Here is a 14,647-nt window from a genome sequence, read left to right as displayed (position 1 = left end):
CACCTCGGGCATGTCGCCGAGCACGATCAGCGCGCCGGCTGCATCTTCAGGGAGTGCGGCAATGCCGGCCTTGAGCGAACTGGCGAGGCCGGAGGCGAAGTCAGCATTGTGAGCGATAGGAATGTCGAGACCGGCAAGTGCCTCGCGAATGCGGGGAGCCTGATGGCCCGTGACAACGACTGTGCTTTCAGCCTTGGAGGCCAGCACGCGTTCGGCCGTGCGGCGCACCAATGGCTTGCCCTGGAACAGCGCCATCAGCTTGTTGGGACCGCCTATACGGCTGGAACGGCCGGCTGCGAGCAGCACGGCGTGGACCTTCGGTACCGGCGATATGGCGGACAGGTCGCGCGGCTGCGGTCGCGTCGGGATTTCCATCAACAGACCGCCGACGCCCATGCCGCCAATGTCTGCCGCCGTCACCTCAAGCCCTGACATAAGCCGATCGAGGACCCAGTCAAAACCGTTTTCCTTGGGGCTGCGGGCGCAGCCGGGCGCGCCGACCACCGCGGTAGCTCCGATGTGGCCGAGCACCAGCAGATTGCCCGGGTCGACCGGCATGCCGGTACGGATAACGGTGCCGCCGGCGGCGCGGATCGCTGCGGGGATGACATCGTCGAAATCGCTCAGCGCCGAGGCGCCGAAAATCACCACCATGTCATGGTCGCGGGCGAGCGCCTTGGCGGCTTCGGCCACTTCGGCCGTTTCATGCGCCGTGCGCCGCTCGGCAGTCAGCCGGCTACCCGAGCGTGCCAGGCGCTGCTCGGTCAGGCGGGCCGTCTTGTCGAGCACGCTTGGCTTGACGCTGGGCAGCACCGTCTGGATGACGCCGACGCGCTTGGGCACGAACGGATTGACAGCGAACACCTCGCGGGCGGCGCAAAGCTCGGTCGCCCGCCGTACGAGATGGCCGGCGACAGCGAAAGGAATGATCTTCACCGTCGCGACCATCTGGCCTTTTTCGACGGTGGCATGCTGGGCGAGCGTAGCGACAGTGATGGACGGGTCAATGGCGTTGATGGCATCGATGAGGGCCGCGTCGACCGTGAAAACACCCGCATTCAGCGCATGCAAATTGACGCGCCCCGTCGCCGCCGGCTTCACCTCGACATGGTGGTGGCGCATGCTTTGAGCGATTACTTCGGCAGCCTGGTCCTCGCCGAGGTCGCCCAGCTCCAGCACCGCAACGACGATTTCGCTCAGGCCAGCAGCTTCGAGGATCGCGATGTCTTCGGCAGCGAGCACATGGGCCTTGCGGTAGCGATGGTCGCCGGCACTTGTGGAATGTGCGAGGACCGCGCCTTCAGCCTGCCGGATAGGTATCGCGCCGAATTTCACGCCGCCTCGCTTTTCGGCTTGCCGACAAGTCCACGCGAACGAAACGCGGCAATGACCTGTGCGAGCACCGCAACCGCAATCTCGGCCGGGTTCGCGGCACCGATGTTGAGACCGATCGGCGCGTTGATGCGCTCGATCTGATCAGGCGTGGTACCCATGCCAAGAAGCCGTTCGACGCGTTTGGCATGGGTCTTTCGGCTGCCCAGAGCGCCGACATAAAAGCACTCGGCATCGAGTGCAGCCTTGAGCGCGAAATCGTCGATCTTGGGATCATGCGTCACCGCCGCCAGCGCCGCATAGCGGTCGAGCGGGGCGTGCTTCAGCACGTCCTCGGGCCATTCGGCATGGAGAGTAACGTCAGGAAAACGATCGTCGCTGGCAAAGGCCGTGCGGGGATCGATGATCTCGAGCGGAAAACCGGCAATCTTGGCCATCGGCGCCAGCGCCTGGCTGATATGGACGGCACCGATCACCACAAGCCGTGGTTGGGGCAGGTGGACATTGAGGAAGAACTGCCGACCTTCGGCCTCGGCCGTGCCGGAAAGGCCGGTTCGAAAGGCCTTGGCCAGTGCTTCACCGAGATCGCCGGCGACGACGTCGCCTTCCTTGACCACACGGTCGCGGCCGTCGCCCATGTCGGTGACGAGGATTGCGGCACGTCGCGCACGGCGCTCGGCATTCAACGTCTTCAGTGCAAACGGATCCATCGCCTCAACCCAATCGCTCGACATAGACCCGGATGCGGCCGCCGCAGGACAGGCCGACCTGCCATGCTGTTTCGTCGGCGACGCCGAACTCAAGCATCTTCGGCTTGCCGCTCCCAATCACGTCGAGCGCTTCGGAAATGACCGCACCCTCGACGCAACCGCCGGACACCGAGCCATGGAACGTGCCTTCGGCGTCGATCACCAGATGACTGCCAATGGGACGCGGCGCCGAACCCCAGGTCTCGACCACGGTGGCGATAGCGACATCCTTGCCGTCCTTCATCCAGCCTTCGGCGATGATCAGAGGATCGCGGGCTTCATCGAGAAATTTGCTTGGCATGGAACCTCCTTCACGACCTTACGCCGCGCGGCGCTGTCCGTCGATGATCCACAATCTGGGGTCGCTGCTGCGCGAAGCGGGAGCACCGAGCGATGCGCAGAGATCGCCGAGCGCGTTGAGATTGTGTACCGGGCGGAACTCGTCGACATGCGGCAGCATGGCACGAACGCCCCGGGCCCGGGCCTCGAAACCGTCGAAACGCAAAAGCGGGTTGAGCCAGATCAGCCTGCGGCAAGACTTCTTGAGCCGCTCCATCTCTTCGCTCAGGCCAGCGACATCATCGCGCTCGAGCCCGTCGGTGATGAGCAGCACCACGGCGCCCTGCCCCAAAACCCGGCGCGACCACAGCCGGTTGAACTCACCCAGCGTGTCGCCGATACGCGTGCCGCCGGACCAATCCTTGACCGCGGACGAACAGTCGGCCAGCGCCGCATCGGGATCGCGATGGCGCATCTGGCGGGTCAGGTTGGTCAGCCGCGTGCCGAAGACGAAGGTATGCACGCGGCGCCGTTTTTCGGTCAGCGCGTGCAGGAAATGCAGGAAGATGCGTGTGTACTGGCTCATCGAGCCGGAAATGTCGGCGAGCACGACCAGAGGCGGATGGACCTCTCGGGTCGAGCGAAATTTTGGCAGGATCAGCTGGCCGCCGGTGCGGGCTGCGGCGCGCATCATGGCGCGCGGATCGATCCTGCCGCCATGCGGGTCGGGCTTGAAGCGGCGCGTGCGTACGGTGTCGAACGGCAACCGCAACGCCGCAATCTCACGCCGCGCTTCTGACACCTCGCGTGCCGTCATCTGGGCAAAATCCTTGGCGCGCAGCATCTCGTTGCCCGACACGGTGAAGCGGGCATCGACCTCGACATCGGGGATCTCGCGCGGCGGCTGGTTCTTCTGATGGCCCTCGAACATCGCCTGGCTGACGCGGTTTTCGGCAGCACGCGGCTTCTGCTTCTCGCGGTGATCAGGTGCGACTGGCGAAAACATTGCCAGCAGCTTTTCGATCAGCTCGCGCGATTTCCAAAACAGCCGAAACGCCTCGTCGAAGGTGGCGTGATCCTCGTGGCGGCTGACCAGCACGGCATGCAGCGTCCAGTAGAAATCGTCGCGCGAGCCTATGCCTGCGGCAAGAACCGCCTCGATGGCATCCTTGACCGAGGCCGGGCCGACGCGCATGCCGGCCTTGCGCAAAGCGCGGGCGAAATAGACGATGTTGTCGCCAATGCGCCCGTCAGGCGCTGCAGATCGTGGATCGGATCGGAGCGCGTCCATTTGCTACTCCGCTGCCGAAAGTTCCGCCTTCACCTCGTTGAGGATGCGGCGGCCTTCGCCTTGTTCGATGCGCGCAATGTCGTCCTGGTATTTGAGCAGCACGCCAATCGTGTCCGAAATCGTCTCGGGATCGAGCGCGACCTTGTCGAGTTCGGTAAGTGCTGAAGCCCAGTCGATGGTTTCGGCGACGCCGGGCACCTTGAACAGCTCGATCTCGCGCAGCCTCTGGATGAAACTGACGACCTCGTGGGAAAGCCGCTGGTTGGCTTGCGGCACCTTGCGGCGGACGATCTCCAGCTCGCGCTCGGCATTGGGATAGTCGACCCAATGATAGAGGCAGCGGCGCCTGAGCGCGTCGTGGATCTCGCGGGTGCGGTTGGTGGTGATGATGACGATCGGCGGCTCCTCCGCCTTGATCGTGCCGAGTTCGGGCACCGTCACCTGATAGTCGGAGAGGATTTCGAGCAGGAAGGCCTCGAATGCCTCGTCGGTGCGGTCGAGCTCGTCGATCAGGAACACAGGTGYGGCACCGGCCTTGCCGGTCAGCGCGTCGAGCACGGGACGGCGGATCAGGTATTTTTCGGAAAAGACGTTCTTTTCCATATCGGAGCGATCGACCTTGCCGACAGCCTCTTCCATGCGGATTTCGATCATCTGCGCCGCATAGTTCCACTCGTAGACGGCGGACGAGACGTCGAGGCCCTCGTAGCATTGCAGGCGGATCAGCCGGCGGCCGAGCGCGCTTGCCAGCACCTTGGCGATTTCGGTCTTGCCGACGCCTGCCTCGCCTTCGAGGAAGAGCGGCCGATTCATGCGCAATGAAAGGAACAGCACCGTCGCCAACGCCCGGTCGGCGACATAATCCGCACCGGTCAACAGATCGAGCGTCTCGTCGATCGTTTGGGGGATGGGACGAGGCGTACGGTCGGTCATGGCGTTTCCGAAAAAAGGCGGCCTACAGCACGTGGTAGCTGCGTCCGTGATAGATCAGCGGGCGAAGGTTATCGCCGATGCGCAGGCCTGTCACCTTGCCAAACATGACACGATGGGTGGCCAACTCCTTGGTATCGACCAATTCGCAATCGAATACCGCGACCGCCCCGATGAGTGCTGGTGCGCCTGACGACAGGACCTCCCACTCGCCAAGCGCGAATCGCTTTTCGGGCGGCAGGCCGGTGACGCCGGAAAAGGCGACGGCCAGCGGCTCATGGCGGGCAGCAAGCGTGTTGAGGGCAAAGTTGCCGTTTTCGATGAAGGCGTCGTTCTTGGGGTTCTCGCGATTGACGCAGACAAGCACCATTGGCGGGCTGTCGGACACAGAGCAGGCGGCGATCACGGTGGCACCACGCCTGCCGGCAACGCCGTCGGTGGTGACCAGATGTACGGCGCCAGCAAAATGGCTCATCGCGTCGCGATAGGCCTGCGGCCCGACTTCAAACTTCTTCAGCACCGGATTTTCCTGCAATGAACCATCTGCGCTATATATGGCCGTATAGATCAGGTCACAAGCAAGCGTGAGCCTGGGCAAGTGGGCCACAAGCACATTGCGCTTGTACTGGCCAGGCAGTAGGGCAGTGACATCGCGTTTAATTCCGGCGCGTGGAGGTTTTTCGGACCGAATGCGATCCGCAACTGCAATCACCACCGCACTGGCCGCATCGCTTCTGGCGCTGGCCGCCCATGCCGAGCCGTTGCGGATCGGCGTGGCCGCACCTTTGTCGGGCCCCTCGGCGATGCTCGGCGAACAGGTCAAGGCAGGTGCGGCGCTGGCGGCTCAACGCAGCGGGGTGTCACTCGAGATCGCCGATGACCACTGCACCGCCGAAGGCGGAGCGAAAGCAGCGCAAAGCTTCGTCGCCGCCAAGGTGGCGGTTGCCACGGGCTTTCTCTGCACCGAAGCGATCGAAGCCGCCCTGCCCGTGCTCAAGGACGCGAATATCCCGGTCATCACGGTCGGCGTGCGCACTGACAGCCTGACGGATCAGCGTGACAAAACCGGCTGGCAGGTGTTCCGGCTCGGGCCGCGCGGCGACAATGAGCGCGAAGCGGCGGCGTCCCTGCTGACACGGCTATGGAACGACGAACTGTTCGCCATCGTCGACGACGGTACCATTTATGGCCGCGAGCTGGCTGAAAGCTTTCGGGCAAGCGTCCAGCAGGCGGGATTGAAACCTGTGTTCGTCGACACCTACAGGCCGCAACTCGACAATCAGGTGGCGCTTATTGCCCGCCTGCGCAAAGCGGGTGCCACGCATGTATTTGTCGGCGGCGACGGCGAAGACATCGCCGTCATGGCCCGTGATGCGGCCACGCTTGGTGACGGCATGGTGTTTGCCGGGGGCGAAACGCTTCGCGTGGCCGACCGGACAGTGCCGCCAGCCGAGGGCACGCTGATGGTCGCTCCGCCCGAATGGTCCGATCTCGCCAAGGCGGACGTGCTAGCCGCCTTCGAAGCGCAAAAATGGATACCTGAGGGGTACACCCTGCCCGCCTATGCGGCGGTGGAGATCGCCCGCGCCGCGGCAGAACTTGCCGCGTCGAGCGGAAAGCCTGTCGCTGACGTGCTCGCGAAGCAAGAGTTCGACACGGCGATCGGCAAGATCCGCTTCGACGCCAAGGGCGACCTCAGCGAAAACCCCTACCGCCTGTTCCGCTTCGACGGATCGAACTACGTGCCTTTTGAGACGCAATGATGATGCTTAAAGCCGGACCGCTCAACCTGATCACCGACGTTGCCGGCTTGCGAGTCGGCAATGCCATCGATGAAAAGGTAAAGTCGGGTGTGACGGTGATTGTCTGCGACACGCCCGCTACCGCTGCGGTGCAGGTGCTGGGCGGCGCGCCGGGAACGCGCGAGACCGACCTGCTTGAAGCGCACAACACGGTCGAAACCGTCAATGCGGTGGTGCTTTCGGGCGGCTCGGCCTTCGGCCTCGATGCGGCATCGGGTGTGCAGGCAGCGTTGCGCGAAAAGGGCATCGGCTTTGCCGTGCGCGACCAGATCATCCCGATCGTGCCAGCGGCGATCCTGTTCGACATGCTGAACGGCGGCGACAAGGACTGGGGCCGCTATCCGCCCTATCGCGAGCTTGGCTATGACGCCGTACAAGCTGCCAGACGCGATTTCGCCCTTGGTTCGGCAGGCGCAGGCACTGGCGCGCTGACGGCTGGGCTCAAGGGCGGCCTCGGTTCGGCTTCGACGGTTTTGCCAAATGGCGTGACGGTGGGCGCACTCGTCGGGGTCAACGCCACAGGTTCGGTGACTGTCGGGCGTTCCAGGCATTTCTGGGCGGCACCGTTCGAACTTGATGGCGAGTTTGGCGGCCTCGGCTACCCCTCGCCACTGCCTGACGATGCTGCCCGCGTATTCAAGAAATACGAGGAAGCAAACAGTGCCGTCGCCAATACGACGATTGCGGTGATCGCCACCGACGCGGTGCTGACAAAGGCGGCCGCCAAGCGGTTGTCGATATCGGCGCATGACGGCTTCACCCGCGCGATCTGGCCCGTGCACACGCCCTTCGATGGCGATTTGGTGTTTGCGCTGGCGACCGGCACAAGCGGGATAACGGTGGACCAGGGCGACGTCGTCGACTTCTTCGCCGCTGCCGCCTCGACAATGGCTCGGGCAATCGCACGTGGGGTGCATGAGGCAACCGCTGCTGTCGGCGATATCATGCCAGTGTGGTCGGCGCGCAAGGGATGACCCAAAACCCTTTATTGACGGTATCTTAGCGCTTTCGCCTGAAAAACTGATTCAACCGGGAACGAGAGGGATTGCCGTGAATTCGATCAAGCTTCTTTGCCTCGCTGGCCTGTCGCTGTTTGCCGCATCGCAGCTTGCCCATGCCGGCGACGCGGCCGACCTCAACGTCCTGGGTTTCAGCGCCGACGGCAAGATCTTCGCCTTCGAGGAATACGGCATCCAGGACGGTTCGGGCTTTGCCTATGCGAACCGCTTCTACATCGACACCGCAACCGACACGTTCCGGCCCAACACGCCGGTGCGCGTGCAGTTGGAAGACGAGAACGTCGGCCTGCAGGCGGCGCGCGACGAGGCGCGGGCGCGCGGCGAAAAGGCCCTCAAGGATGAGGTGCTGGCCGCCAATCGCGGCCGTCTCGTAGGCTTCAACGCGGTGACCGAGATCAGCGCCGATCCGCACAAGATCGTGGTCAATCCGCGCCCGGTGTTTCCACCGATCGACCCGCAGCTCGAATTCCGGCTCGAAGAAATTTCGCTCGGCGAAATCGAGCGCTGCCCCGGCATCGGCCCGGTCAAGGGTTTCAAGCTGGTCCATGTCGGCGACGGTGGCAAAACCGATGTGCTGCAGGAAGACAAGGATGTGCCGCTGAGCCGCGGCTGCCCGACCGGCTACCGCATCGGCGGGGTGCAGACCTTCTTCGGCGAAGGCGGGGCGATGACCTATGCCGTGCTGATCACYGTCATCCGCCACGGCTTCGAAGGCCCCGATCACCGCTGGCTAGCGGTGACAGGCCGGACGTGAACGACGACGCGTCGATGACCGTTRGCACAAGCCTGCCGGAAAGCTCGAAAGCGCCGCGCGCCAGCGCGAGGCTGCGCCAGGCACTGCCCTCATTGCGCCTGGCAATTGCCGGCTCCGTCGTCTGGGGTCTTGCTATGGGAGCGAGCGCGCTCGTGACGCTGTTGCTCGATCGTTGGGAAACACCTGTGGGTGTTCGCATCGTCGTGCTGCTGTTTGCGCTCGGCGGCGCTGCCGCCTTTCCGATCGGCTGGACCCTGGCGCGGCTGCTCTCGCGTGGACGCCGGCCCGAGGCGGCCTTCGCCGCCGCTTTCGTTTCGCTCGGCGTGGCGACCATCGGCCTGACGGCCTTTTTCTACGCGCTGCAATATCGCAGTTACTATGCCGAATGGCATGCCGCGCCGTTCACCATCACCTGGGTGTTCCAGTTCGTCTTCACCGGGCTTGTCGCGCTCTATCAATTCGCCGTTTTGGGCCTCCGGCTCTATTTTCCCGGCGGATTCGTTGCCCTTTTCACTGCTGCACTGTGGTTTGCCGCCCGTTCGCGTTGAGCATTGCGCCTAGCTCTGTTAGGGGAGCCGCAACGAAACCGAAGCTGGACACCCCGCCATGATCCCTCGCTATTCCCGGCCCGAGATGGTCGACATCTGGTCTCCCGAAACCCGGTTCCGCATCTGGTTCGAGATCGAGGCCCATGCCTGCGACGCGCTGGCCGAGATCGGCGTCATCCCCAAGGAAGCGGCGAAGACGATCTGGGAAAAAGGGGGGGCCGCCAAGTTCGACGTCGAGCGCATCGACGAGATCGAGCGCGTCACCAAGCATGACGTCATCGCTTTCCTGACGCATCTGGCTGAATTCGTCGGCCCGGATTCGCGCTTCATCCATCAGGGCATGACCTCGTCCGACGTGCTCGACACCTGCCTTTCCGTGCAGCTGGTGCGCGCCACCGACATCCTGCTCGCCGACATCGACGCGCTTTTGGCTGCACTCAAGCGCCGCGCCTTCGAGCACAAGGACACCGTCACCATCGGCCGCAGCCATGGCATCCATGCCGAGCCCACAACCTTCGGCGTCAAGCTGGCGCTGGCCTTTGCCGAGTTCACCCGCTGCCGCGAGCGTCTTGTGCATGCGCGCGAAGACATCGCCACCTGCGCGATTTCTGGCGCAGTCGGCACCTTCGCCAATATCGACCCGCGCGTCGAAGAGCATGTCGCCGCCAAGCTCGGCCTCAAGCCGGAACCGGTGTCGACGCAGGTCATCCCGCGCGACCGCCACGCCATGTTCTTCGCCACGCTCGGCGTGATCGCCTCGTCGATCGAACGCGTCGCCACCGAAATCCGCCATCTGCAGCGGACCGAGGTGCTTGAGGCGGAAGAGTATTTCTCGCCGGGCCAGAAGGGTTCGTCGGCGATGCCGCACAAGCGTAACCCGGTACTGACCGAAAACCTGACCGGCCTCGCCCGCATGGTCCGCTCCTATGCGGCACCGGCGATGGAAAACGTGGCGCTTTGGCACGAGCGCGACATCTCGCACTCCTCGGTCGAACGCATGATCGGCCCGGACGCGACCGTCACGCTCGACTTCGCACTGGCGCGGCTGACCAACGTCATCGACAAGCTCGTCGTCTATCCCGACAACATGCTCAAGAACATGAACAAGTTCCGCGGCCTGGTGCATTCGCAGCGTGTGCTGCTGGCGCTGACGCAAGCCGGCGTCTCCCGCGAGGACGCCTATCGGCTGGTCCAGCGCAACGCCATGAAGGTATGGGAAGAAGGCAAGGATTTCCTTGAGGAACTTCTGGCCGACAAGGAAGTGACCGCTGCCTTGCCGGAGGCCGAAATCCGCGAAAAGTTCGACCTTGGCTACCACACCAAGCATGTCGATACGATCTTCAAGCGGGTATTTGGATAAGGTCTGATCCGGGAACCATCGAGGCGGGCCGGCGTTACTGTTCCGATTTGAACAAATTGGAGCGGAAAAAATGGCAAACCCTGATGTCGTGGTCGTGAATGGCGGAAAAGCCGGCTGGTTCGTTGCTGGCGCCGTGATGATCGCGGCCGTGATAGGCGGCTATCTCTATTACGATGGCTATTTTGACCAGCAGAAGAGCATCGAACTGAAGATCGACGTTCCGAACCTTGAGATCGAAGGCAGGTAGCCCGAGCTTCCTCCAGTTACAAAAAAGGCCTGCGCATCCCTGCGGCAGGCCTTTTTCATGTTTGCTGCCTTTCGAAGCGCAGCAGGCATTTACGCACACTGCTCCGCCAAGCCCCGTCGCGCTTTAGACTGCAAAAGCGTCCATCAGGATGAAGGCTGGGTCTTGCCGCTGATGTTTGTTGATCAGCGGCACCAGCCGCGTGAAATGCTCGCTCGCGCAATGGATATCCAGCGCTGCGCGATCGGGCCATTCCTCGATGAAGACGAAGTGGCCCGGATCCTTTTGATCGATGAACAGATCATAGGAGAGGCAAAGCGGTTCCAGCCGCGTCTTCTCAACCAGCTCGGCATAAAGCGGCAGGACGATATCGACGAACTCAGGCTTGATGAAATCCTGAGCGATGACTTTCAGCATGAACGGGCCTCAACTTTGCACTTGTATTGGCCGAACCTGCCAGCGTGGCAGGTTCGATTCCAACGCGCATAGCACATGCCTTGGACAAGCGATGTCAGGATTGACGCTCAGCCCGGTTGGCCCGGCAGCGCGCGAATGACGGTGCCCCAAGGGTCTTCGTAAGTCGAAGCCGCCTTGGCTTCAGCCGAGCGCATCTCGACCCAGGCAAGGCCGGTGCGCGAGGCGTCGCGTTTTGCCGCACCTGGGCTCTGCCAGGAATTGGCACCGATATGGTGGTGATAGCCGCCGGAAGACAGGAATACGGCGCTGTTGCCGTATTTGGCCACGGTGTCGAAGCCGAACTGCTTGTTCCACCACTCCGYAGCCAAGGCCGGATCGCCCACGCGCAGATGGACGTGGCCGACGATGCTGTTGTCCGGCATGCCCTGCCAGCCGGCATCGCCAGCAGGTACCTCGGCGACGATAGACGAGATATCGAGCTGTTCGGTCGCCATGTCGACCTGCGAGCCAGTCCATTTCCAGCCATCATGCGGCCTGTCGCGGTAAATCTCGATGCCGTTGCCCTCGGGGTCGGTCAGGTACAGCGCCTCGCTGACTAGGTGGTCGGACGCGCCATCGACGGGAATGCGTTTGTCGATGGCATGCTTGATCCAGCGCCCGAGATCTGCACGGGTGGGCAACAAGAAGGCGGTGTGGAACAAACCAGCGCTGCGCGGATCGTCCGGCTGGGCTGCCTTGTCGGACTCTATGTTCAGCAGCGCGCGGCTGCCAGCACCCAGCGTGATGGTCTCGCCGTCGCGGGCAAGCTCCTGCAAACCGACGACGTCGCGGTAGAATTTGGCCATCGCTTCGGCGTGACGTGCCTTGAGGCCAACGCGTGAGACGCTGATCGGCGTTGTGGCGGCAAAAGGAATCTTGCTCATCTTGGGCTCCGTATGGCCAACGCTTGCTGTCGCTCCCATGGCGAGAAGGGCTGCGCTGCCAATCAGTTTGCGTCGTGTCAGTTCCAAAATCCACTCTCCGGCCAACACGGCAGTTTCTATTCCCGTGATAGATCGGCCGGCGCCGTCGTTCACACAAGCCAGCAAGTTCCGAACACCGCGTTCAACAATTTGATACCAATCGAGCAACTGCCACTTCTGGTCGCCGCCAGAGGTTTGATTGTACCAGCAGCCAATCGGCGGAGACAATTTCAGCGCAGACCGCTAGCCACTTGGCAGCTGAAATTGATCCGAGTGCATCCTATGAATGAACATACATCGCTGAGGCCGGCAGCCCCTGGTGACGGGCAAGCGGTATTCGACGTTACGCGCAATTCGGTGCGCGAGCTTGCGAAGGACCACTATTCCGCCGAGCAGATCGCCGGATGGATGGGAGAACGGACAGCGGAAACTTACGAAGCGCTGATCGCAAAAGGGCTGCTGGTTGTCGTCGAGCAGGAAGGCAAGATCGTCGGTTTTGTCGATTCGGAGCCAGGCGAGGTAACACGGCTGTTTCTTCTGGCCGATGCTGCAGGCTCAGGCCTCGGTAAGAGGCTGCTTGAAATCGGCATCCAGAATGCGCGGCGGGACCATGAAGGACCGGTCAGGGTCGAATCGACCGTCAATGCGGAGGGCTTTTATCGCCGCCACGGCTTTCGCATGGTTGAGCGGGGCTTTTTCTCGCATGGTGTCGGCGGCGACCCGATCGAGATCGTGCATATGGAGCTGTGAGCTGCACCGGCTTGCACCGGCGAGATCGGATCGCTACATCCCCGACATGAAGGTAAAAGACGCCGATATCATCATCGTGCCCGGATACACCAATTCGGGTCCATCCCACTGGCAGAGCCGCTGGGAGGAAAAACTGTCGACCGCGCGCCGCGTCGAGCAGGACGAATGGTCAAAGCCTGTGCGCGAAGATTGGACAGCCAAGGTCATCGACGCGGTGAACGCGGCCGAACGGCCGGTCGTTCTGGTTGCGCACTCGCTCGGCATCCCGACCGCCATCCACGCCATTCCCGGCTTCAAGAAATACGTGGCGGGCGGCTTCTTCGTGGCCCCACCAGATGTCTCCAATCCGGCGATCCGGCCGAAGCACCTGATGACCTTCGGCCCCTACCCGCGCGATCCGCTGCCGTTTCCCTCGGTGGTGGTCGCCAGCAGCAACGACCCCTATTGCAAACTCGACGTCGCCGAAGACATCGCCGCCGCCTGGGGTTCGCTGTTCATCGATGCCGGTGAAGCCGGTCACATCAATGCCGATTCCGGCTTCGGGCCCTGGCCCGAAGGTTCGATGGTGTTCGCGCAGTTTTTGTCGCGGCTCGAAGGTTAGGCCAGCGACTTCTTGAGCTCGGAGAGCAGGTTCGCGGCACCGCTTGATATCAGCTGGTGTTCCGAGCCTGTGGCGAGCAGCTGGAAGCCCATCTCGACAAAGCGCCCAGCGATTTTCGGATCGGTGACATAAATGCCGGCATGCTTGCCGGCGGCACGCGTACGCCTGGCGACATCGGCGACCGTTTCCATCATGCCTTCGAGCGTTCCGTTGACCGCATCCCCCTTGGTCCAGGCGATCGAAAAGTCGCCAGGCCCGAGAAAAATGCCGTCGATGCCTGGCGTCGCCAGAATGCCATCGAGGGCGGCGACTGCAGCGTGCGTCTCGACCATGGCAAAGGAGACGGTGCGGGCATTGCTCTCCYTCAGCCACTTGACCGGGTCCTTGCTGCCGTGGCGGGGGGCGGCGTAGGTGGGGCCCCAGGAACGCTCGCCCAGCGGCGGGTATTTCATCGAAGCGGCAAAGCGCTGCGCGTCCTCGAYCGAATTGACCATAGGGGCGATGACAGCTTCGGCGCCGAAGTCGAGCGCCCGGCTCGCCATGTCGAAGCGCCCGACAGGGACGCGCACGATCGCATGCTTGCCCGCGCCGAGCACCGGTGCCAGCGAGCGCAGCACAGAGTCTTCATTGTGGCCGCCATGCTGCATGTCGAGGGTGACGGCATCGAAGCCCTGCCAGGCGAGGATTTCGACGGTCAGTGCATCCGGCACGCCGGACCAGGCAGTGATAATGGTCTCGTTGGCGTGCAGTCTCTCGGCAAGCGACATCTTGTGTTCTCCTTGTGGCGGCGCCATTTCATCCGGAAGCGAGCTGAGGCGCAAACAAAAACCGCCCGGAATCCGGGCGGTTCGTTAGTCCAGCAGTGTGGTTGGGTCAGGTGTTTTTGATCTGCTCGATCGCCTGCGCCATCAGTTCGTCCATGGTGCGGCGGATCTGATGGTCGGACTGGTCGACGCCGGCGGCATCGAAATCGGCGCGGATCTTGCGGAACACGTCATGATCGCCGGCTTCCTCGATGTCGGAAATCACGACTTCCTTGGCATAGGCTTCAGCGTCGGCACCCGATTTGCCGAGTTTTTCGGCAGCCCACATGCCGAGCGCCCTGTTGCGCCGCGCATTCGCCTTGAAACGCAGTTCTTCGTCGAAGACGAACTTGCGCTCAAAACCTTCTTCGCGGTCCTTCATGTTGCTCATGGCAATCCTCCAGGGAGTGGGAAATCGATTCGACTTCCGGTGTATATGTTATCGGGTTCCTCAAACCAAAAGCCCGACGCCCGGTCAATATCTCACTTTATCTCTCTTTTGCTCTGTTTGTGTGTGCGGTGCGGCAATTCCGTACCAAAAGGCGTTGATTGGGAGKAAATGATGATTGAGCAATGGGCCTGATTAAGATAGAGACCGGCCTTGAAACCCACAGCCGCCGCGGCTTTGCGGCGTGAGAAAGGGACCGGTAACTTGCCGTCCACCCTTCCAACCAGAGAATCAGTCAAATGAAGAATCGCCGCCGCATTTACGAAGGCAAGGCCAAGATCCTTTATGAAGGCCCTGAGCCGGGCACCCTGATCCAGTTTTTCAAGGACGACGCCACCGCCTTCAACAAGAAGAAGCT

General features: G+C 62.5%; 19 protein-coding genes. 9 read left to right on the top strand and 10 right to left on the bottom strand.

From position 1 onward, the window contains the following. The 6 genes from AC1DWF_RS23855 to AC1DWF_RS23830 form a co-directional block, all read right to left on the bottom strand. A partial coding sequence (locus AC1DWF_RS23855; protein WP_476842121.1) for an NTP transferase domain-containing protein occupies positions 1 to 1,335 on the bottom strand: 1,335 nt, incomplete at its 3' end. Beyond that, on the bottom strand, positions 1,332 to 2,042 hold the full coding sequence (locus tag AC1DWF_RS23850) for an XdhC family protein (protein ID WP_476785707.1): 711 nt from the start codon (positions 2,040 to 2,042) through the stop codon (positions 1,332 to 1,334). The genes AC1DWF_RS23855 and AC1DWF_RS23850, both read right to left, overlap by 4 nt. 4 nt (positions 2,043 to 2,046) lie before the next feature. After that, a complete protein-coding gene (locus AC1DWF_RS23845) occupies positions 2,047 to 2,382 on the bottom strand; it encodes an XdhC family protein (RefSeq protein ID WP_476785706.1) in 336 nt (111 codons plus the stop codon). A gap of 18 nt (positions 2,383 to 2,400) precedes the next feature. Beyond that, the gene (locus AC1DWF_RS23840) at positions 2,401 to 3,651 is read right to left on the bottom strand and encodes a vWA domain-containing protein (RefSeq protein WP_476788093.1); all 1,251 of its coding nucleotides are present in this window, start codon (positions 3,649 to 3,651) and stop codon (positions 2,401 to 2,403) included. Positions 3,652 to 3,654: 3 nt separating this feature from the next. After that, positions 3,655 to 4,584 (bottom strand): AAA family ATPase, encoded by a 930-nt coding sequence (locus AC1DWF_RS23835; RefSeq protein ID WP_476842120.1) that lies wholly within the window; start codon positions 4,582 to 4,584, stop codon positions 3,655 to 3,657. Positions 4,585 to 4,606: 22 nt separating this feature from the next. Beyond that, complete coding sequence (locus tag AC1DWF_RS23830; RefSeq protein WP_476785866.1) at positions 4,607 to 5,101, bottom strand: flavin reductase family protein; 495 nt, start codon at positions 5,099 to 5,101, stop codon at positions 4,607 to 4,609. A 169-nt stretch (positions 5,102 to 5,270) separates the two neighbouring features. On the opposite strand from AC1DWF_RS23830, the gene AC1DWF_RS23825 reads away from it, so the two are divergent. From AC1DWF_RS23825 to AC1DWF_RS23800, 6 genes are all read left to right on the top strand, one after another. Further along, complete coding sequence (locus AC1DWF_RS23825) at positions 5,271 to 6,344, top strand: branched-chain amino acid ABC transporter substrate-binding protein (protein WP_476788094.1); 1,074 nt, start codon at positions 5,271 to 5,273, stop codon at positions 6,342 to 6,344. A gap of 2 nt (positions 6,345 to 6,346) precedes the next feature. Continuing rightward, positions 6,347 to 7,357 carry a P1 family peptidase gene (locus AC1DWF_RS23820; protein WP_476788126.1) on the top strand — a complete coding sequence of 337 codons (1,011 nt, stop codon included), beginning with the start codon at positions 6,347 to 6,349 and terminating at the stop codon, positions 7,355 to 7,357. 76 nt (positions 7,358 to 7,433) lie between these two features. Next, on the top strand, positions 7,434 to 8,156 hold the full coding sequence (locus AC1DWF_RS23815) for a DUF2259 domain-containing protein (RefSeq protein WP_476787180.1): 723 nt from the start codon (positions 7,434 to 7,436) through the stop codon (positions 8,154 to 8,156). A 14-nt stretch (positions 8,157 to 8,170) separates the two neighbouring features. Then, positions 8,171 to 8,704, top strand: a complete 534-nt coding sequence (locus tag AC1DWF_RS23810) for a hypothetical protein (protein WP_476842119.1) — start codon at positions 8,171 to 8,173, stop codon at positions 8,702 to 8,704. A gap of 58 nt (positions 8,705 to 8,762) precedes the next feature. Next, positions 8,763 to 10,064 (top strand): adenylosuccinate lyase, encoded by a 1,302-nt coding sequence (gene purB / locus AC1DWF_RS23805; RefSeq protein WP_476788095.1) that lies wholly within the window; start codon positions 8,763 to 8,765, stop codon positions 10,062 to 10,064. 70 nt (positions 10,065 to 10,134) lie between these two features. Then, the gene (locus AC1DWF_RS23800) at positions 10,135 to 10,311 is read left to right on the top strand and encodes a hypothetical protein (protein ID WP_476786279.1); all 177 of its coding nucleotides are present in this window, start codon (positions 10,135 to 10,137) and stop codon (positions 10,309 to 10,311) included. A gap of 123 nt (positions 10,312 to 10,434) precedes the next feature. On the opposite strand, the gene AC1DWF_RS23795 is transcribed toward AC1DWF_RS23800, so the two are convergent. Beyond that, positions 10,435 to 10,725: a putative quinol monooxygenase gene (locus tag AC1DWF_RS23795; RefSeq protein WP_476786278.1), complete on the bottom strand. Its 291-nt coding sequence runs from the start codon at positions 10,723 to 10,725 to the stop codon at positions 10,435 to 10,437. Positions 10,726 to 10,832: 107 nt separating this feature from the next. Next, entirely contained in the window at positions 10,833 to 11,648 is an 816-nt protein-coding gene (locus tag AC1DWF_RS23790) for a VOC family protein (protein WP_476842118.1), read from the bottom strand. A 12-nt stretch (positions 11,649 to 11,660) separates the two neighbouring features. Here AC1DWF_RS23790 and AC1DWF_RS23785 point away from each other — a divergent pair, with 12 nt between their 5' ends. After that, positions 11,661 to 12,437 (top strand): GNAT family N-acetyltransferase, encoded by a 777-nt coding sequence (locus tag AC1DWF_RS23785; protein WP_476842117.1) that lies wholly within the window; start codon positions 11,661 to 11,663, stop codon positions 12,435 to 12,437. Between the two features lie 37 nt (positions 12,438 to 12,474). Then, positions 12,475 to 13,038 (top strand): RBBP9/YdeN family alpha/beta hydrolase, encoded by a 564-nt coding sequence (locus tag AC1DWF_RS23780; RefSeq protein ID WP_476788127.1) that lies wholly within the window; start codon positions 12,475 to 12,477, stop codon positions 13,036 to 13,038. Here AC1DWF_RS23780 and AC1DWF_RS23775 read toward each other — a convergent pair. After that, positions 13,035 to 13,805: an HpcH/HpaI aldolase family protein gene (locus AC1DWF_RS23775; RefSeq protein ID WP_476842116.1), complete on the bottom strand. Its 771-nt coding sequence runs from the start codon at positions 13,803 to 13,805 to the stop codon at positions 13,035 to 13,037. The two genes, AC1DWF_RS23780 and AC1DWF_RS23775, sit on opposite strands and share 4 nt — an antisense overlap. 106 nt (positions 13,806 to 13,911) lie before the next feature. After that, positions 13,912 to 14,232 (bottom strand): DUF1476 domain-containing protein, encoded by a 321-nt coding sequence (locus AC1DWF_RS23770; protein ID WP_476783819.1) that lies wholly within the window; start codon positions 14,230 to 14,232, stop codon positions 13,912 to 13,914. 296 nt (positions 14,233 to 14,528) lie between these two features. Between AC1DWF_RS23770 and AC1DWF_RS23765 the strand changes: the two genes are divergently transcribed. Then, a partial coding sequence (locus AC1DWF_RS23765) for a phosphoribosylaminoimidazolesuccinocarboxamide synthase (RefSeq protein WP_476842122.1) occupies positions 14,529 to 14,647 on the top strand: 119 nt, incomplete at its 3' end.

The sequence above is a fragment of the Aminobacter sp. P4_D5 genome (assembly GCF_056401815.1).
This window is presented reverse-complemented; position numbering and strand designations above follow the sequence as displayed.